This is a genomic window from Thalassotalea eurytherma (genome assembly GCF_030161415.1).
GTDB lineage: Bacteria > Pseudomonadota > Gammaproteobacteria > Enterobacterales > Alteromonadaceae > Thalassotalea_G > Thalassotalea_G eurytherma.
The window spans coordinates 14058-32679 of sequence record NZ_BSSU01000003.1; the positions used below are offsets into that span (position 1 = coordinate 14058).

General features: G+C 39.2%; 18 protein-coding genes and 1 riboswitch. Of the genes, 10 read left to right on the plus strand and 8 right to left on the minus strand.

Annotated elements, in window-relative coordinates; all coding sequences use genetic code 11:
- Nucleotides 1-2 precede the first annotated feature (2 nt).
- Nucleotides 3-701, minus strand: a complete 699-nt coding sequence (locus QQK02_RS02770) for a helix-turn-helix transcriptional regulator (protein WP_284206425.1) — start codon at nucleotides 699-701, stop codon at nucleotides 3-5.
- A gap of 58 nt (nucleotides 702-759) precedes the next feature.
- Here QQK02_RS02770 and QQK02_RS02775 point away from each other — a divergent pair, with 58 nt between their 5' ends.
- Together QQK02_RS02775 and QQK02_RS02780 are read left to right on the plus strand one after the other, a co-directional pair.
- Nucleotides 760-945 (plus strand): hypothetical protein, encoded by a 186-nt coding sequence (locus tag QQK02_RS02775; RefSeq protein WP_284206426.1) that lies wholly within the window; start codon nucleotides 760-762, stop codon nucleotides 943-945.
- 278 nt (nucleotides 946-1223) lie between these two features.
- Nucleotides 1224-1487 carry a hypothetical protein gene (locus QQK02_RS02780; protein ID WP_284206427.1) on the plus strand — a complete coding sequence of 88 codons (264 nt, stop codon included), beginning with the start codon at nucleotides 1224-1226 and terminating at the stop codon, nucleotides 1485-1487.
- Nucleotides 1488-1643: 156 nt separating this feature from the next.
- Here the strand turns inward: QQK02_RS02780 and QQK02_RS02785 are convergent, their stop codons facing one another.
- On the minus strand, nucleotides 1644-2411 hold the full coding sequence (locus tag QQK02_RS02785) for a type 2 periplasmic-binding domain-containing protein (protein ID WP_284206428.1): 768 nt from the start codon (nucleotides 2409-2411) through the stop codon (nucleotides 1644-1646).
- A gap of 341 nt (nucleotides 2412-2752) precedes the next feature.
- On the opposite strand from QQK02_RS02785, the gene QQK02_RS02790 reads away from it, so the two are divergent.
- A complete protein-coding gene (locus QQK02_RS02790) occupies nucleotides 2753-3349 on the plus strand; it encodes an ElyC/SanA/YdcF family protein (RefSeq protein ID WP_284206429.1) in 597 nt (198 codons plus the stop codon).
- Between the two features lie 61 nt (nucleotides 3350-3410).
- Here the strand turns inward: QQK02_RS02790 and QQK02_RS02795 are convergent, their stop codons facing one another.
- On the minus strand, nucleotides 3411-4169 hold the full coding sequence (locus QQK02_RS02795) for a Nif3-like dinuclear metal center hexameric protein (RefSeq protein WP_284206430.1): 759 nt from the start codon (nucleotides 4167-4169) through the stop codon (nucleotides 3411-3413).
- Nucleotides 4170-4450: 281 nt separating this feature from the next.
- Between QQK02_RS02795 and QQK02_RS02800 the strand changes: the two genes are divergently transcribed.
- Together QQK02_RS02800 and QQK02_RS02805 are read left to right on the plus strand one after the other, a co-directional pair.
- Complete coding sequence (locus QQK02_RS02800; RefSeq protein WP_284206431.1) at nucleotides 4451-7066, plus strand: TonB-dependent receptor plug domain-containing protein; 2616 nt, start codon at nucleotides 4451-4453, stop codon at nucleotides 7064-7066.
- A 143-nt stretch (nucleotides 7067-7209) separates the two neighbouring features.
- Nucleotides 7210-7605, plus strand: a complete 396-nt coding sequence (locus tag QQK02_RS02805; RefSeq protein ID WP_284206433.1) for a MerC domain-containing protein — start codon at nucleotides 7210-7212, stop codon at nucleotides 7603-7605.
- 8 nt (nucleotides 7606-7613) lie between these two features.
- Here the strand turns inward: QQK02_RS02805 and QQK02_RS02810 are convergent, their stop codons facing one another.
- Nucleotides 7614-8363, minus strand: a complete 750-nt coding sequence (locus tag QQK02_RS02810) for a class I SAM-dependent methyltransferase (RefSeq protein WP_284206434.1) — start codon at nucleotides 8361-8363, stop codon at nucleotides 7614-7616.
- Between the two features lie 99 nt (nucleotides 8364-8462).
- Here QQK02_RS02810 and gloB point away from each other — a divergent pair, with 99 nt between their 5' ends.
- Complete coding sequence (gene gloB, locus QQK02_RS02815) at nucleotides 8463-9254, plus strand: hydroxyacylglutathione hydrolase (protein WP_284206435.1); 792 nt, start codon at nucleotides 8463-8465, stop codon at nucleotides 9252-9254.
- A gap of 65 nt (nucleotides 9255-9319) precedes the next feature.
- Nucleotides 9320-10954, plus strand: coding sequence for a LysM peptidoglycan-binding domain-containing protein (locus QQK02_RS02820; protein ID WP_284206436.1), 1635 nt, complete (start codon nucleotides 9320-9322; stop codon nucleotides 10952-10954).
- 74 nt (nucleotides 10955-11028) lie between these two features.
- Here QQK02_RS02820 and QQK02_RS02825 read toward each other — a convergent pair whose 3' ends face one another.
- Nucleotides 11029-12240 (minus strand): hypothetical protein, encoded by a 1212-nt coding sequence (locus QQK02_RS02825; protein ID WP_284206437.1) that lies wholly within the window; start codon nucleotides 12238-12240, stop codon nucleotides 11029-11031.
- Between the two features lie 304 nt (nucleotides 12241-12544).
- On the opposite strand from QQK02_RS02825, the gene asnB reads away from it, so the two are divergent.
- Nucleotides 12545-14209, plus strand: a complete 1665-nt coding sequence (asnB, locus tag QQK02_RS02830; protein WP_284206438.1) for an asparagine synthase B — start codon at nucleotides 12545-12547, stop codon at nucleotides 14207-14209.
- Between the two features lie 133 nt (nucleotides 14210-14342).
- Here asnB and lysC read toward each other — a convergent pair whose 3' ends face one another.
- From lysC to QQK02_RS02845, 3 genes are all read right to left on the minus strand, one after another.
- The gene (gene lysC / locus QQK02_RS02835; RefSeq protein WP_284206439.1) at nucleotides 14343-15698 is read right to left on the minus strand and encodes a lysine-sensitive aspartokinase 3; all 1356 of its coding nucleotides are present in this window, start codon (nucleotides 15696-15698) and stop codon (nucleotides 14343-14345) included.
- Between the two features lie 171 nt (nucleotides 15699-15869).
- Nucleotides 15870-16041: riboswitch (Lysine riboswitch) on the minus strand.
- Between the two features lie 169 nt (nucleotides 16042-16210).
- A complete protein-coding gene (locus QQK02_RS02840) occupies nucleotides 16211-16732 on the minus strand; it encodes a flavodoxin family protein (protein ID WP_284206440.1) in 522 nt (173 codons plus the stop codon).
- Nucleotides 16725-17147 carry a VOC family protein gene (locus QQK02_RS02845; RefSeq protein WP_284206441.1) on the minus strand — a complete coding sequence of 141 codons (423 nt, stop codon included), beginning with the start codon at nucleotides 17145-17147 and terminating at the stop codon, nucleotides 16725-16727. Before QQK02_RS02845 ends, QQK02_RS02840 begins: the two co-directional genes overlap by 8 nt.
- Before the next feature lie 130 nt (nucleotides 17148-17277).
- Between QQK02_RS02845 and soxR the strand changes: the two genes are divergently transcribed.
- Nucleotides 17278-17748 carry a redox-sensitive transcriptional activator SoxR gene (soxR, locus tag QQK02_RS02850; RefSeq protein ID WP_284206442.1) on the plus strand — a complete coding sequence of 157 codons (471 nt, stop codon included), beginning with the start codon at nucleotides 17278-17280 and terminating at the stop codon, nucleotides 17746-17748.
- 172 nt (nucleotides 17749-17920) lie between these two features.
- Nucleotides 17921-18616: a cytochrome b/b6 domain-containing protein gene (locus tag QQK02_RS02855; protein WP_284206443.1), complete on the plus strand. Its 696-nt coding sequence runs from the start codon at nucleotides 17921-17923 to the stop codon at nucleotides 18614-18616.
- The last annotated feature ends 6 nt before the right edge of the window (nucleotides 18617-18622 follow it).

The window sequence follows — 18622 nt, forward strand, 5'->3', positions numbered from 1 at the left end:
ATTTATGATATGCGGCTGGCCTCTTCTAAAAAGTGTGAAGGTGTCATCCCCGTCCATCGTTTGAATGAACGTCTAAAGTTTGTGATATCAGAAAACTTCAATTCATGGGCTATCTTTTCATTGTTAAATCCCTGCTCTGTCAATAAAAACACAGCAGTTTGTTGTCGCGTAATATCAATCAGTTGCTGATAACTGGTGCCATGCAAAGTTAATTTTCGTTTTAACGTTGCTGTGCTATAACCGAGCTTTTCTGCTAGCCACTCTAAGCTGATATCTGATCGTCTTTCTAGCTGTGCAAAAAGTAACTGCATAATAAATTGTAGAAATCCGACACGATGTGCTTCCATAGGGAGTTGCCTGATATAATGTGAAGCTAACATGGCATTACTCTCTTTTAGCTGCATTTTGAGAAGCCCTAAATCAAATTTAACTTGAAGTGAAGATAGCGATGACTGTGTTGCACCACTGAAATGATATGTTAAAGGTAAATAGGCTTGATACTGCTCTACGTGATTCGGTTTTTCATAGGGAAACCTAATTTGAATCCGGCTTAGTGGGATACTCTTTTGCTTGGCAATACTAACCAACAAGCTGACTAAGAGCTCAGTCATGAATCGTTGATATTCGAAATTTTCAATACTTATCGCTTGGTTAAAAAGTAAACACTTATGTTGCTTGGTCGCTTCAGCACGCATAAACATAAAAGGGAATTTTTTACCGAAGAAATTAAGTCACCTCTTTTTTGCAAGTGATGACCAAATGATTATGTTAGCAAAAGAATGTGCTGACTATTGTCGTAACGCTATTGCCTCACAAGAGATTAAAGCCTACTTTTCATTACGAAAGCCAAATAACCAATACGAAATATTGAATCAAATAAATAACTTTCCTTTAGACGAACAAAAAGCCGTATACGACGTGTTAGCTCGTTACGTAACGAGCTAACATTTCTTACGAAACTGTTTGTTTAAAAGATTTTCTGATGTTAGTTGGTGAGTTATTCACATACGTAAGCTTGTTAATCAATCCATTACAGTAACGGGAATGCTAATGGCTTCAATAGCTTATACACTGCAGTTTGCCTATCACTTTATAGACTAATCAAAGCTTGTTTAAGTGACGAAAAACAACATAGCCACACATCTGTGGCTATTTTTTTATCTATAAAGTCATGCTAACGTGTTTGTTAGTAAAACAATAAAAATTACAATAGGAAGTCCTACATGAGTATTGTCGTGAACATAATTAAGTTATTGACGGTTGGCTTTTATATCGTCGCCGCTTTTGCGCCGTATATTGATCCCGTCGCGTTATACGCTGAAGAGTTAATGCTCATTGCGTTAATATTGGTGGTTATACATGCATCTGAGTTTGTTGCGGTGAAAAAGAAGCTACTTGAAATTGAACCGAAGTTTTCTACTGCGCTAATCAATACTTTGATTTTTGGAGTGTGTTACTGGTTACCACTAGTTAAAAAGTCATCGTAAATTAATTCTAATAACAAGGCGCTCATCCTGCAAGTCCATACATAAAGACACGACTAATGTAGTGTCTTTATGTGTATTCATTATTTATCAAGCTAAATTTACCGTCTCTAGCGGAATTTTAACACTGTGTTCTATAAGTTCTTGGTAAAATAAACACTATTCGTATTTTTTTCTCAATGATTGCCATGAACCCGTCGATTGAGCTAACGCAAACAATCGACGTATTTCTTCGTGTAACTTAGGTTGCGTTGACGTAATAAAGGCCCTACGGCTATATTCATCATGTGATTTTTGAGAAACATGAAAGTTTCCCGTAAAGTCGCTTTGCTTAGCAAAATATTTAAAGGTTGATTCACTGATCAGACCAAAATCAGCTCTTCTTTTTTTGACTAATTGCAAAACTTGGTATTCAGCAACCGTGTCAATTCTTTGAGCCAATTCTTTTTCTACCGCTTCATTTACATTAACGTAATAATGACCAGCGACACAGCCAATAACTTTACCGGTAAGAGAAGCTTGATTGATGTATTTAAATGGCGTTGAGGTAAGTGAAACAAAAGCGTCTTTATCAGGATAAAAACCGGGTAACCATTGATAGTTTTGCTCGTTGGTATCATCAAACCACTTTGGCAAAACCCCCATCACAATACCATTTAGTTGTTGCTGCCCTAATAAGTAATCCAAGCGTTTTCTTGGTAAATAGGTCACTGTAAATTGATAGAGCTCACTTTGTTCATTAAAGTAGTCGACGACATCGTAATAAAACCCCTGTTGAGCATGTGTATCAATTAAAAAAGGAGGCTTATAATGATAGGTATACAAATGAACGAGAGGCTTTGCAGCGTTATTTTCTCCGCTACTCTCTGCACCCAAAACTGCCGATGAATACAGAACAAAAACAATAGATAATATTCTTAACAACAATGGCAACTCTCTTTATTTTGTTTGGATATGACATCTCTTATCATCAGTATAGGGTATATCAACTGATTAAATACCACCCTACGATGACAATGTTTTTCCCAAGAGATTATTTGTCACTCTTTCTTGCTAACAGAAATTCAATTATAGTGGCTAAACTATAAAATAAACCACTAAATATTATGGATTTTTTGTTTTTACTAAAAAAACTTTTTGGCGTTTTAGTGAGCCCCTTAGGCCTGACTCTTTTCCTTTTACTCCTTGGTATTCTTTTATTCAAATCCAAGCCTTCATTTAGCTTTAAAGCAATAGGTGTTAGTTTTGTTACCCTGTTACTCGCCACGATGCCCCCGATTGCTGATAGATTGTTGTTTCCGATTGAAAATCAATATGACGCGTTAAATACGATTCCTCAAGATGCAAACTATATCGTCGTGCTTGGTTGCACTCATGTTTCTGATGAAACCATGCCGGCGTTGAGTCAACTGAAGGATTGCTCGTTAGCTAGGATAATAGAAGCCGTTCGTTTATACCGAAAGAATCCAAATTTAACGTTATTAACCTCGGGCGCTGCTTTTTCTGACGAGACATCAAACGCCCAGAAAGTAAAACAGGCAGCTATCGAGCTTGGCGTGCCTGAACATAAAATTTTAACGGAAAACAACCCTATTGATACTGAGGAAGAAGCACAGTTAATTGCGCCAAGGGTTGAAGGCAAACACGTTATCTTAGTCACGAGCGCCAGTCATATGCCACGTGCCATGAATTATTTTATCCAACAAGGGGTTAATGTCACTGCCGCACCCGCGCAGTTTTTAGTGAAAAACTTCTATGGAGATAAAGACTGGGGCTACTATTTACCAAGACCATCAGCTTTAGAAAAAACAAGTCGCGCAGTATATGAAAGGTTTGGCCAACTCAGGCAATGGTTAAGTTCCTAAAGCGCTAAAGCCTAACTAAGAAGAGCAGCATAAGCACGACACTGCTCTTCTTAACTATGGTTTAAACAGGATTGTTGATATCAATAAAACGCACATCAATATCAAATTTTTCCGCTAAATGTTCACCTAATGCTTTAGCACCATAGCGTTCAGTTGCATGATGACCAGCGGCAAAAAAGTGAATATCCATCTCATGACAAATATGCGTGGTTTGCTCAGAAACTTCACCACTAATAAATGCATCAATCCCCTGCTGTGCTGCAAGCTCTATATAACCTTGACCACCACCTGTGCACCAAGCAATCGTTTTAATCGGTTTATTCGACGGAGGTGCAATATGTAAACATGCTCTATTCAACACCTTATCGATGCGTTGAGCTAATTGTTGCCCATCAATCGCAGATTCAAACGCTCCTTTAATAGAGACACTATGAGCATTACCAAGCTCTAATGGCCCAGTGACCTCAATATCTAACAAATTAGCTAACTGCGCGTTGTTGCCAAGTTCAGGATGAATATCAAGGGGTAAATGATAGCCAATCAAGTTAATATTATTTTCAATCAACTTTTTAATACGCTGATATTTCATGCCTGTTATTACTGATGATTCATTTTTCCAAAAGTAACCGTGGTGAACTAATATGGCATCAGCTTCGGCTGCGATCGCTTCATCAATTAATGCTTGAGATGCTGTCACACCGGTAATTATTCTTTTTATAGTTGGCGTACCTTGAACTTGCAGACCATTAGGACAAAAATCTTTTATTAATGGGGCCTGTAGCAACTCATCAAGATAATCTACTAACGATTGTGTATTCATAACTGCCTCAATATTGTAATCAATTGCTGACATTTTAACTTAAATCAATGATAAACAACACGTTTAATAATTTCCAACATTTGCATTTTACGAAACGTGTCGTAATATAAGATTCGCAATTCTTGTGAGTAAAGCGTTAATCATAAAATCTTACAATTGTCGGAAAGTTTATTAACACTTTGCAGGCAAGATGCATTATGCGAAATGCATAATTTTGTCATCTAATCGAGGGTTCGAAAGCTGTATTTGACGGATAAAACAACTATTATAAGGAATATTACATGTTAAGGTTTACGAAAAAGACCGCACTGGCAATTTCAATTTCATCAGCACTACTTGCAATCAATGTAGCTCATGCTGCAGAGGAAGAAATTGAACGTATCGAAGTTACTGGTTCCCATATCAAGCGAACCAATATGGAAGGCCCTTCCCCTATCACTAGCTTATCTGCTGACGATATTGAAAAATCAGGTGTGACTGATTTGATCAGCTTATTTGCTAAATTGCCAATTTCTGGTCAAGGAACATTCTCAACACAAGCAAACTCAAGTGATGATACAGCCAATGGTGGCTCTAGTGTTTCATTGCGTGGCTTAGGCGCAGATTCAACATTAATTTTAGTGAATGGCCGTCGCGTATCTGTTAGCCCATTTGCTAAAGGCATTGATACAGCTTTTGTTGATATCAATAACATTCCAATTTCTGCAATTAAACGCGTAGATATCTTGAAAGACGGTGCATCTGCCACTTATGGCTCTGATGCTATCGCTGGTGTAATCAATATTATTTTACGTGATGATGTTGAAGGCGTTGAACTGTCAGGTAAATGGGGTGACACCGCTGATGGTGGTGGTGAAGAGCAAAACGTGTCTATGGTATTTGGCACAAATAGTGACAAAGCCAGCCATACTTTTATTCTAGATTACTTTAAGCGTGATGAAGTGTTATACGCTGATCGCGATTACTCTAAGTCATCAAATCAAACAGCGTTAAGACCAAACGATCCGTACACGACTGACTTTAGAAGTTCATCTGGTATTCCGGGTACCATCGCATTAGCAGCCGATCCGTCGAATCGCCTGATTGATACTTTTGGTAATGATGTCTGTTCACCTGAAGATTCAGATCCAGCTAACAACCTATGTCGTTACGATTATGCGCCACATATGACGATGATCCCAGCAACAGAGCGCTTTAGCTACAACTACCTAGGTAAGTACGAAATTAATGATACGCTTCGTGTTTTTGGTGAGTTAAACGGCCAAAACTCAAAAACCACAATCCGTGGTGCTGGTAGCCCAAGTTTTAACGAGTTAACGATGGATGGCGACAATGTTAACCACCCATTTGCTGACATGCCAACCCACGAGTTTTACCAACAAGATTTAACGATGCGCCGACGCACTGTTGATATTGGTAACCGTGAAAAACGCGTAGATACAGATTACTACCGAGCAATTCTAGGTATTCAAGGTGAAATCAACGAATGGAGCTGGGAAGCAGCCTATAGTTACATCAAAAGTGAATCGGTAGAGCGTGGTGTGAATGGTTTCCCTAATTCTCGTCGCACTCAAGAAGCGATTGATTCTGGTTTATGGGACCCGTTTGAACCATCAAGCAATTCACAAGAAGCGCTTGATTACATCGAAACAACAACCACACGTGTAGGTAAGTCAACTAACCGTACATTTGATGTGAAATTCACAGGTCCATTAGTGGAAATGTCTCACGGTGATCTACTCTTAGCTGTTGGTGCTGAGTACCGTGAAGAATCTATCTCGGATAACCCTGATGACCAGTTCTTGCGTGGTGAAGTATTTGGTACTGAGGCAACACAAGCAAACGGCTCACGTGACAATATGTCGGTATTTGGTGAGTTAGCTGTTCCAGTACTTGATACATTAGAAGTGCAATTCGCCGCACGTTACGAAGATTATTCTGACTTCGGCTCGACAACAAACCCTAAAGTATCATTTTTATGGACACCAACCGAAGACTTAAACCTTCGTGGTTCATGGGGTACTGCATTTAGAGCACCTTCGCTGCACCAAATGGGCTTAGGTCGTACCGATGAGTCACCAAACTTAGTAGATACGCTGCGCTGTGCTGCCATTGGCAACCAAGATCGTGCTTGTGAGCCACAAGAATACACCGCTATTTTTGAAGGTAACCCAGATCTTCAGCCTGAAGAGTCAGAAAGTTATAACGTTGGTGTTGTTTATAACATTACCGATAACTTTAACTTCTCACTTGATTACTACAGCTACGCCATTGAAGATATCATTGATTCAGATACTCAGTACCTTATGGACACGCAGGGTTTGGATCCAAATGTTGTAGACCGCATTCCTACTGCTATTACTGGTGATCCTGGTCAAGTCGTTACGATTAACGATAGCTTTCAAAATATCGGTGATTTAGATACGTCAGGTCTAGATTTAGATCTACGTTACCTACTAAATACAGATATGGGTGAGTTTAGATTTGGTTACGTACTTAACTATGTTTTAGAGTATGAAGACAAACGCCCAGGTGAAAACGGTACAACACGTATAGATGCTCAAGAAGGTGATTTTGAGCAACCTGAATTTAGATGGACGGCTTCTGTTGATTGGACTCAAAATGACTTCAATGCCAACATGGCGATTAACTACATAGATGCATTTGAACAAGAAGCTTCAGTGCAAACGGCAGGCATGCCGAAAGTTGACTCAATGACAACCGTTGATGCGGCAATTAACTACTTTGGTATTAAAAACACCGTACTTACTTTAGGTGCAACTAACCTATTTAATGAAGAGCCGCCGATGGCTTATCATGACTTTATGGGTTTTGCGGTTAACGTACATAGTGGCCAAGGTCGCTTTGCATACGTAAAAGCCAGCTATAAGTTCTAACAAGTAAAACTTGAAAATATAAGGGGCCTATGCGTTATATAGTGCCCCTTTTCTTTTCTCAATCTAAAAATAACCTGCATTTATTATTTACATGAAATCATATTGTTATATTATAACATAACAAACCAACAAATAATGTAGTTATGATTTCACCTTCACAACGTTTACTCGATAAATTATCAATTAGTGCTTCAGTATTATGTGCATTCCACTGCGCGGCTTTACCGATAGTCTTGGCAACTTTTCCGGTACTTTCATTTTTGCCAAGTAATGATCACACGTTTCATCTTGCTTTAATCGCGTTAATTGCCCCTATGAGTGTTATGGCTGCTTTTATCGGCTGTAAAAAACATAGAGATAAATTGGTATTTACGGGCATAACACTGGGTATCTTAATGCTTGTCTTCGCTGCTATATTTGGTCATGATTTGCTCGGTGAAAGTGGTGAAAAAAGCATGACGGTGCTAGCGACGATTGTTCTGGCACTATCACATTTTCGCAATTATCAATTATGTAGAAAACAAACCTGTAGCCATTAAACAGCCAGTTATTTTTTACATTGTGGCGGGTTCATTGTAGACACTTTAACGGGTGAGAAACTTGGCCTTATTCTTACTTTCGGTTTGATCGGTGTCAGTGGCCATTCACGTTTTTTAGCAACAATGATGTAAATAGACCCTAAACTGGGAAAAAGATACTGCGCAACTTGTTGCCATTTTTTTGCGATAACACCAGTGCTTAATTCATTAGCAAGTGAAACATGCATAATACGATCATCAGAAAGAATTTCGAACCCCTTTAAATGTAGCCAGTCTTTCACGCGCATTGGCGAAAAGAAACGCCCATTCCATGGCGAGTTTTTACGTCTAAATGGAATAAAACAATTCAACCCAGCTAAACTCATTGCGTTGTAACCTGTAATAACAAGATAGCCATTTGGTATTAATACACGAGAGGCTTCACGTACCACATGATGAGGATCATCACTAAACTCTAGTGCGTGAGCAAGCACACAAACATCGACCGAGTGTTTAATAAACGGTAATTCGTCAACATCACCAACAACTTGCGCACTTTCCTTTAGTGGGCTTAAGGTCATTTGGTGCTTAATTGAAGAGCCTTTAGTTGAAATGTCTCCGCTTAGCGCGCCAATTTTTAATAAGTGGTAACCGAAAAATCGTTGCCACCATGGAGCAAGTGTTTTATTTATTTCAAACAATATGCTTTCGCCGTTTGGCAACTCTTGCCAAGTATAGGGGCGAATTGGCGGCTGATAGGACAGCGCTGGTTTCATCATTACGTTTTAAAACATTCCATTTAGTTAAATTACGAATCGGCTCTTAACCCAAAGACAATATTAAGTATAATAACTCGCTACATAGTGTGAGGATAACGTATGTCGCAATCAACTTATAGCATCGATGTCATTAAAGCCTTTAATGATAATTATATTTGGGTCCTAAGAAATCAACAACATATCGCTTTAGTAGATCCCGGCGATGCGAATGTTTGCATAGATTATATAGACGCGAACAACTTAGTATTAACCGACATTCTTATCACTCATCATCATCACGACCATATTGGTGGCATTGAGGCGCTGTTATCTCACGCTCATTCAAGAAGCCAAACCGTTGAAGTGTATGCTCCTGCAATTAACGAAATTTCAGGTACAACACACGCATTAAATGGCTCTGAAATTATAACCTTGAGGCATATCGATGTTAGTTTTGAGGTGATAGACGTACCTGGTCATACGCTTGGTCATATTGCATATTACAATCAAGATATCCTGTTCTGTGGTGATACCTTATTTTCAGGTGGCTGTGGTCGTTTATTTGAAGGTACCCCTGAACAAATGGCAACGTCGCTAGCTAAATTGAGTCGACTAGACGATCATACCCGTGTTTATTGTACCCATGAATATACGCTTGCAAACTTACACTTTGCACTCATGGTAGAGCCTAACAACTTAGATTTATTAAGCTATTTCAACCAAGTTACTGAGTTAAGAGAGCTAGACAAAATAACATTGCCATCAACAATAGGGCTCGAGAAACGCATTAATCCATTTCTAAGGTGCCAAGAGAAGGCTGTGCAGCAGGCTGCTAGCGAATACAGCAACCAAACAATAACGGATAATATCGCAGCTTTTGCTGCAATAAGGCAATGGAAAGATAACCCCTAATTAACCTTGAATTCACACAACAAATCGGTGACACTTGCTTTGATCAAGCAATGATAAAGACCTAAATGAAGTATCTATATTCTCCAATAAAAATTACCTTAGCATCGGCCATGTTTTTAACGGGTTGCCAAACAACCTCTTTTAATACTGCTGAACATGACACTGAGCAAGAAGAAGTCTTAGTTGATATTGCTAGCCCTAGTGAAATAAACCAAGCCATTTTAGCTGATCCTACAGCAAACGTTATTCACCCTGTTGCTGATATTGAATTCTCGTTAGGCGATCAAGATATTGATGTAACTAACGATATTTGGCAACGTATTCGCTTGGGCTTAACGTTCCCTATCGATGAAAATCCACGTTTACAATCACAACGTAATTGGTATGTAAAACATCCAACATATTTGGATCGTGTTGCTAAGCGTGCTGAGCCCTTCTTATATTACATCGTAGAAGAGTTAGAAAAGAACGATATCCCACTAGAGATTGCACTATTACCTATTGTTGAAAGTGCATTTGACCCGTTTGCCTATTCTCACGGCCGTGCATCAGGCATGTGGCAATTTGTTCCGGGCACAGGTAAGCGTTTCGGTATGAAACAAAACTGGTGGTACGATGGTAGACGCGACGTTATTGCCTCAACTGAAGGCGCTATCGCTTATTTAAAATATTTACATAAGTTTTTTGATGGTGACTGGTTGCTCGCATTAGCTGCATATAACTCAGGTGAAGGCCGAGTACGTAGAGCAATGCGAAATAACGCACGTAAAAATAAGCCAACTGATTTTTGGTCTCTCGATTTACCAAAAGAAACACGCGCATATGTCCCTAAATTACTGGCATTGGCAGACATTGTTAAACGTCCAGATGAGTTTGGCATCAAGCTGTACGAAATAGAAAACCAAAGTGTATTGACTAAAGTTGATATTGGTTCTCAGCTCGACTTAGCAAAAGCAGCGCAACTTGCTGATTTAACGCTCGGTGAATTGCAGCGATTAAACCCAGGCTTTAACCGCTGGGCGACAGATCCAGATGGTCCACATTACTTATTACTACCTGCATCCAAAGTTGACAACTTTAATACCGGCTTAGCAAAATTAACCGATAAAGAGCGTTTAGCATGGCAGCGATACAAAATTAAAAACGGTGATAGCCTTATTAAAATTGCCAATAAGTTTGATACTAATGTGCACTTGATTCAGCAAGTAAACAATATTAAAGGCTCACAGATCAGAGCGGGTAAATACCTATTAATTCCAGTAGCAACGCAATCACTTGATAGCTACATATTAAGCCAAGATCAACGCCTTGCGACCAAGCAAAACCGTACCCGTGCTGGTACTAAAATCAACTATCAGGTGAAGTCTGGAGACACGTTATGGGATATTGCTAACGCGCATAAAGTGTCGTCACGCAGTATTGCTAAATGGAATGGCATGGCGCCAAAAGACTATATTAAGCCTGGACAAACCTTAGTTATTTGGCAGAAGTCTACAAACAACAAGCATTTAGAAACAGAAAAAGCGGTCATGCGAAATATTACCTATCGCGTAAGGAAAGGCGATTCATTTTCACGTATCGCAAGTAAATTTAATGTCAGCATAAAAGAGATTGAACAGTGGAATAGCATTAGCCGTAAGAATTACTTACAACCTGGTCAAATGCTTAAGCTGTCAGTGGACGTTACAAACAGCATTTAATCTGTTTAATAATGCATTATAAAAAAGGGTCAGTGTAATACATTACACTGACCCTTTTTATTTATCACGCCATGCTAAATTTCAGTAATTGCAAAGCCAATCATTTGCTTTATTTGTTCAATAATGTCTTGTGTTTTTTCTGGTTCAAATGCTTTAATTTTCGGAGTGTGAATATGACCAACGGGCATTACCGGTGCAAAATCATTACGTAATAAAATACTACGATAAGAGATTTCATTGGATAAGTAACCGCCGCCAGAGCCTTGAACTGACGTTTCACCACGCAATTGGGATAAACGTTCAGGATAGATTTTCCCTTTATCTAACGTTTGAACAAAATGATTGTCATTAACTTTGTATTGCCCAGTTGCTTTTTTCATCGCTTGATACGGTAATGAGAATCTCACGAATTCAGGCCCTTTGAGTGGCTGACCATTAAGTCTAGGTACTAGCGGGTTTTCTACATCTGCGCCGGTGTAAACATTAAGATTATCTGGCGTTTTAGTGCTTCGTCTTAACCCAGGAAAGTGCTCTAAATCAAAATCTTCACGCCCCATGCTAACGGTGATCACCATATCTACACTTTGCTTTGCAAAATATGGCGTAAGCAAAGTTTCAATCATGCCCTGATCAAAATCAGCAAATCGTACTGGTACAATCAATGTTTCTATTTCGACACTTTCTCCACTAGCGCTAATGACAATATCATCTAGCGCTAACGCAGCAGCACCTGAAGGGTTTGATTGGTCAATATGTTGGTCGAGAGAGAAGGGATCAAAACCCGTAATTAGAATACGTTTGCTGGTATTTCTATTAAAATCAACATCTGACTGCCCTCTTGATAGCAGTTCAAATTGCCATAACAACTTAACTTGCTGATCAGGTAGTAACGTCTTAAATGTTTTAGCCCCGCGTAACGATGCAGACATTTGCAAACGCGCCCAATACAGCGCCCTATCATCTTGATCATTTGCCTGCTTAAAACCCACCACAGCATCTTGCCAAAGTAAACTGCTATGCCTCAACACGAGTTGCATTAATGTTGTATAGCTTCGCGCCTTATTTACTTGATCATCAAAGGAATTTACCCTTTGGCTCAACCGGTTAACGACACTTGGCATTGCCTGCTGTGCTTTATTAATGCGCAACTCTTCAACGGATGGCTTGGTATGATTTGCGTAACTAGCAGTTGCGAGTAAACAGCAAACTGCCACGACCGCTTTTGAATATTTTGTTAGCATTTTCACAGGCGTAATTGGTTCAAAAAGTAGTAAATCAGTATGCATCAAACATTAGCAAGATTAAGCCAGTGCTACAATAACAAAACCACTCTCTAACCATATGATTTTCATAGCCTTATAACTAAACGCAATACATTAGAGTAAAAATTCTACGCTAAGCTATTGCATTTTATATATTTGTAGGCAAAGTAGAAGACGTAGTTGTGATAACAATATGTAAACAAGTCATTTACCAAATCCCATCTCTACGTGTCCTTTCGCTGACATATGGAATTTGCCAACAACTTACGATGAATCAGCAATGATTTAATTAAACAATGTGAAAAATAACCAAAGGAGTAGCGCTTCAATGTGTTCGATCTTTAGTATTTTAGATATAAAAAACAATGCCTCAGAATTACGTTCAACGGCATTAGAATGTTCTCGCTTATTACGTCATCGTGGTCCTGATTGGTCAGGTATCTACCACAATGATAACGCCATTTTAGTTCACGAAAGACTCGCGATTGTTGATACTGAACATGGTGCTCAACCTCTTTATAATGCTGATAAAACTCATGTACTTGCTGTAAATGGTGAAATTTATAACCATAAAGCCTTAGAAGAAACCTTGACGGTAGACTATAGCTTCAAAACAAATTCAGATTGTGAAGTGATTTTACCTCTATACCAAGAGCACGGCGTTGATTTCGTTGATAAACTACAGGGTATGTTTGCCTTTTGTTTATATAACGCACAAGACAACAGTTACCTTATTGCTCGCGATCATATCGGTATTATCCCTTTATATACAGGTTACGACGAGCACGGCAACTTTTATGTTGCTTCAGAAATGAAAGCACTGATGCCAGTTTGTAAAACAGTGAGTGAATTTCCTCCGGGTCATATTCTTGATAGCAAAGTGGGCAAGGTTCAAAAGTACTATCAACGTAACTGGCAACAGTATTCAGCGATTAAAGATAACTTCACGAGCAAAACAAAATTACGTGAAGCATTAGAAGACTCAGTTAAGTCTCATTTAATGACAGACGTACCCTATGGCGTGCTTTTATCAGGCGGTTTAGATTCTTCACTGGTGTCGGCAATCACACAAAAGTTCGCCTCTCGTCGTGTCGAAGAAAACGACTTGTCAGAAGCTTGGTGGCCAAAGGTGCATTCATTTGCTTGTGGTTTAGAAGGCTCACCTGATCTCGAAGCAGCACAAAAAGTTGCCGATAGCATTGGCACGATCCACCACAGCGTTCTATTTACAGAGCAAGAGGGTATCGATGCACTTAAAGAAGTTATCTATCACTTAGAAACTTACGATGTGACGACGATTAGAGCGTCAACGCCTATGTACTTGATGGCCCGAAAAATCAAAGCCATGGGCATTAAAATGGTGTTATCTGGCGAAGGAGCTGATGAAATCTTTGGTGGTTATTTATATTTCCACAAAGCACCAAACGCTCAAGAATTTCACGAGGAATTATTACGTAAGCTTGATAAATTGCATATGTTTGATTGCTTACGCGCAAACAAATCAATGTCAGCTTGGGGCATTGAAGCACGTGTACCTTTCTTAGATAAACGCTTCATGGACGTAGCAATGCGCTTAAACCCTGAAGATAAAATGTGTGGTAACGGTAAAATTGAAAAAGGCATTTTACGCTCCGCGTTTGAAGGCTACTTACCTGACGAAATTTTATGGCGTCAAAAAGAGCAGTTTTCTGATGGTGTTGGTTATTCTTGGATTGATAGCTTAAAAGCTCATATTGAAAGCCAAGTTACTGATCAGCAACTTGCTAACGCTAGCTTTAAGTTCCCGCATAATACACCGGACACTAAAGAAGCTTATTTTTATCGTGAAATTTTTGAAGGACACTTCCCTCTACCTTCGGCTGCGGAATGTGTGCCAGGCGGTAAGTCAGTGGCCTGTTCAACACCACAAGCATTAGCTTGGGATGAGAACTTTAAGAATATGGCAGATCCTTCGGGTCGCTCGGTCATGAGTGTTCATAACGACAGTTATTAATAACTGTTCGGTGTTTGATCAAAATAAAATCAACACTCGAGTATCAAAAATTAAAAAACCACCAAATAGGGTGGTTTTTTTGTTCTTATCGTTTCATCAATAAACAAAACGTATAATTTACAATCGGTTAATACTAATCAAATAATGTATTGTGTAGCTGAGACACCACTGAATTAGCATCGTTTTCTGGCACTAAAAAGCAAATATTATTGGCACTTGCGCCATGGCAGATCAAACGAATATTAAAGTCATTTATCTTGTCAAAAATGCTACTACCTAACTCTTTAGCAGCATGTAAACCGTTACCAATGACTGCCACTAACGATAAACCGTGCTCAACCGTTACCTCACACAACTGCTCTAACTCTTTGACAACTTCATGAGTAATCAATGCTTGAGCATTAGATGTAGGGTTATCAAACGTCATCGCAACTGAGATCTCACTTGTCGTAATCAAATCTACTGATAATTCATGTTTAGCTAAAATACTAAATACTTTAGCCAAGAAACCACTAGCATGGAGCATCTCAGGACTTTTAACCGTAACCAATGACTGTTCTCTGCGTAATGCGATTGAGCGGTAAGTAGGATTTGATTGCACGTGTTGTTGAATTTTTGTGCCGCCTTTTTCTGGCGCCTTACTTGAACCAACAAATACCGGAATGTTTTTACGCATCGCTGGAATTAATGTCGCCGGGTGCAATATCTTAGCGCCAAAGGTAGCCATTTCTGCGGCTTCACCAAAGCTAATTTCTGGAATCGACTTTGCCTGTGCAGTGATACGAGGATCGGTTGTGAAGATCCCTTCAACGTCTGTCCAAATCTCTAAGTTATTCGCCCCTAGCGCTTCTGCTAAAATCGCAGCACTATAATCAGAACCCCCACGACCAAGTGTTGTTGTATGACCTAAGCCATCTTGACCAATAAAGCCTTGCGTTACAATGACCTGAACGGACAAAAGTGGCGATAAAACACGCTGTGCTAATGATGCTACTTGTTCAATATCAACCACAGCTTTAGAGTACAAACTATTCGTTTTCATGACTTGTCGCACATCAAAACTTAGCGCACTAACGCCTAACTCACACAACACCTGAGCGAAAATTTTCGAACTGATTTGTTCTCCACAGGCTAATATACTATCGGCAATTTGCGCATCAAATTGCAACGATTGACTTGCAGCTCGTTGCGTTAAGTCAGCTAAAATCCCATCAACTCGCTCAGCGATTTGTTGAGCCGCTGGCTTATCGGATAACGCTTGAATAATATTGAAAGCGATATCGCGAATTGCCGAAATAGTCTCACTTTGCTCTTGCGGGTTTAAACCGGTTTGACTCAGACGTACTAAATGGTTTGTCACGCCAGCTGGCGCAGAAACAACGACAAGTGTTGAAGCTGATTTTTGTTTAACAATAGAAGCACAACGTAACATTGCTTGATGGTTGGCAACCGACGTACCGCCAAATTTTGCAACTGCTATGTTAGACATTAGCGCCCCCTTCGACCTGAGATATTCGACAAACAAAAACTAAAAACAAACTGAAAAACAACTTAATCTCCCTAGATAGCATCACGCTAATTCATGCTAAATAAAAACAAGGAAGAGCCGACTGATATGGGTAGTGTTACTCGCATCGAGTAAACGCTATGTAAGGACATTTCAGCCAGAAGCTCTCCACCAAAATGGTGACAGTCCTGTGGATTCAACCAACAGTGACCGAGTTTTTTACTCCACAAGTGCAAAACTCTCGGCGATAGTCTCCCTCTATGATGATCAAAAGAATTGTGGTTCTTCATACCATATACCTAGCTATCGCGCCTCTTCTGGAATTAGTAATATAGAACTACTAATAACGGTGGCTATTTAAACGGATTCAACGACTAATTGCAATAGACTTTTAGACGTCTATTAACATTTTTTATCACTTTTACCGCTTACTTATTCAACATAGCGTTTTTTTGGCTAATTTATCATAGTAGTGAGATAAGTAGGATCCTAGTTTAGGCCATTTCTTCTACTGCATTTTCTAGTGTTAACAAGAAATCGCCTACTTTTATTGCGTGGCTGCTGCGATCAAATCCTTGACTACAATCACAATACAGCATGCCTTCATCGATCATGCCCAAATAATTAAAGGTTAATGAAAACATCTCTTGAAAACAGTGGGCGGGTTTCTCAGTTGCTCCCGTTGCAAGCAAGAAAGCCTGCTTACCCCGAAGTTGTCGACCTTTGTCTTTTTCCTCTCGAAGGAAGTCAGTTAACCTGTCTAAAAACGCTTTCATCTGTGCACTGGCACTATACCAATACATAGGCGTTGCAAAGACGATGCGATCGTAATTAAGTAATTGGGCTGACAGCGTTCGGAAATCATCATCTGCACTGGCTAAATAATCAAAAGGTAATACTTGGTGTTCATTCAAGTCAAAAACATCAGCATTAAGTAATTCAGCCGTGTAATTGACCAACGCCCCTGTATTACCATCCGAGCGCGCTGATCCTAATAGTATTGCTGTGTTAGTCATTGTAGTGATTCCTTTCATTTGGCAAATCAGATAAGTATTCTACGAATTCTACCTCAAACCCATTCGGGTCTATATAATATAAGTTTCTACGGTATGGATTTTCAGCGCCAGCCTTATCAGCGTTGTAACCTGATGCTTGTAGCCTTTTAGCTAAGGCATCAATATCGGTAACAGAAAAGGCAAAGTGTGCTAAGCCTAAATTCAAGGTGTTTAGATCTCTGTTTTCTCCTTGCCCATTATCACTAAACGCCAGATATTGATAATCATCGCCAAAATGAAGCCACTGCCTAGGTAAACCATGCCACTTATCGAAACCATTGCCACGCACCCACCAATGTGGAAATGCCGCTTTATAAAACGTTAATGTCTCCTCCATATCTTTAACCACTAAATTAATATGCTCTAATGTCATCATGTTTAACTACTCCTATTGTCGATTATATTGTTTGAATTAAAACGTGGCTCAAAGCATAAAACCTCAAGTTAACTTGAGGTAAAGTGTTTTTTTCGATAAATTAAAAAAAACATTTAAAAAGACCCTATTTATGACCAATGAAGCTAATTTAAGTGTAGGAAAAGTAGCCAAACGAGCAGGTATAAAGATCTCTACCCTGCACTTCTATGAGGAAAAAGGCTTAATACGAAGTTGGCGAAACAATGGCAATCAACGCAGATATAAACCTGAAGTATTAAGAAGAATTTCGGTGATTAAAGCAGCCCAAAAAATGGGCGTAAGCCTTGAAGATATAAAAGCAGCACTGAGTGCCTTACCGAATAACCGAACACCAAATAAAGAAGATTGGCAAAAGCTCAGTACTGTGTGGCAAGCGCTATTAAATCAGCGAATTAAAGCGCTAGAAGTATTAAGAGACTCTGTTGATAGCTGCATTGGTTGTGGTTGCTTGTCTCTTAGCTCATGTCCACTTTATAACCCTGAAGATGCACTTGCTAAAGATGGTATTGGTGCAATCATCTTGAACAATAATATTGCATCACAAACAAATCCAAGCGATTAACTGATAGCCGTATGAAGGTATCACGGCGCAAACTTTAGGCAACCAACCTGAAACAATGTAAGTATTTCGGCATTATTGACATCTTTGTGAAGGATTTTTGATGTTGCGGTTGAACATCGGTTTTTAAAAAGCTATAACGTCTTTGACTCTATACTGCATCAATAAAAACTGTATGAAAAAGAATTATTTAATTTGGGACTTACCTACTCGGCTATTTCATTGGCTACTTGTATTAACTTTTGGTGCTCTTTGGGGAACAGCTGAACTTGGCAGCGAATATATGCAATATCACATGTATTGCGGTTACTTTATGCTATTTTTAATCGGGTTTCGTCTTGTATGGGGTATTGTCGGCACTACACATGCAAGATTTAGTAGTTTTTTCCCAACGGTTTCTAGGCTAAAGACTTACCTCAAATCAACTCCTACACAAGAAAAGTTGAACACGCCTGGTCATAATCCTTTGGGTGCTATCATGGTATTTGGTATGCTACTTTTACTTTTAGCCCAAGCCGTGAGTGGTTTATTTATTACTGATGACGTGTTTACATCAGGCCCATATAACGGTGTACTAGAAGGTGATTGGCAAAAATTAGCTAACCGTGCTCACGATGTTTGTTTTACATTATTACAAGCGTGTATTGCGCTACATATTGCAGCAATTATCTTTTATCAAGGCGTAAAAAATAAAAACTTAGTAAAGCCTATGATAACTGGCAAAAAATCGTCTGACGATGTTAATTCTGAGGTATCGATAAAGCACTCAAAATTAATTTTAGCATTGGTCGTTGCCGCGGTTATTGCCGTAATAGTTTATTGGTTGGTCGTTATTAACGCCCCCGTTATTGAAGAATATTATTATTACTAGAATAAG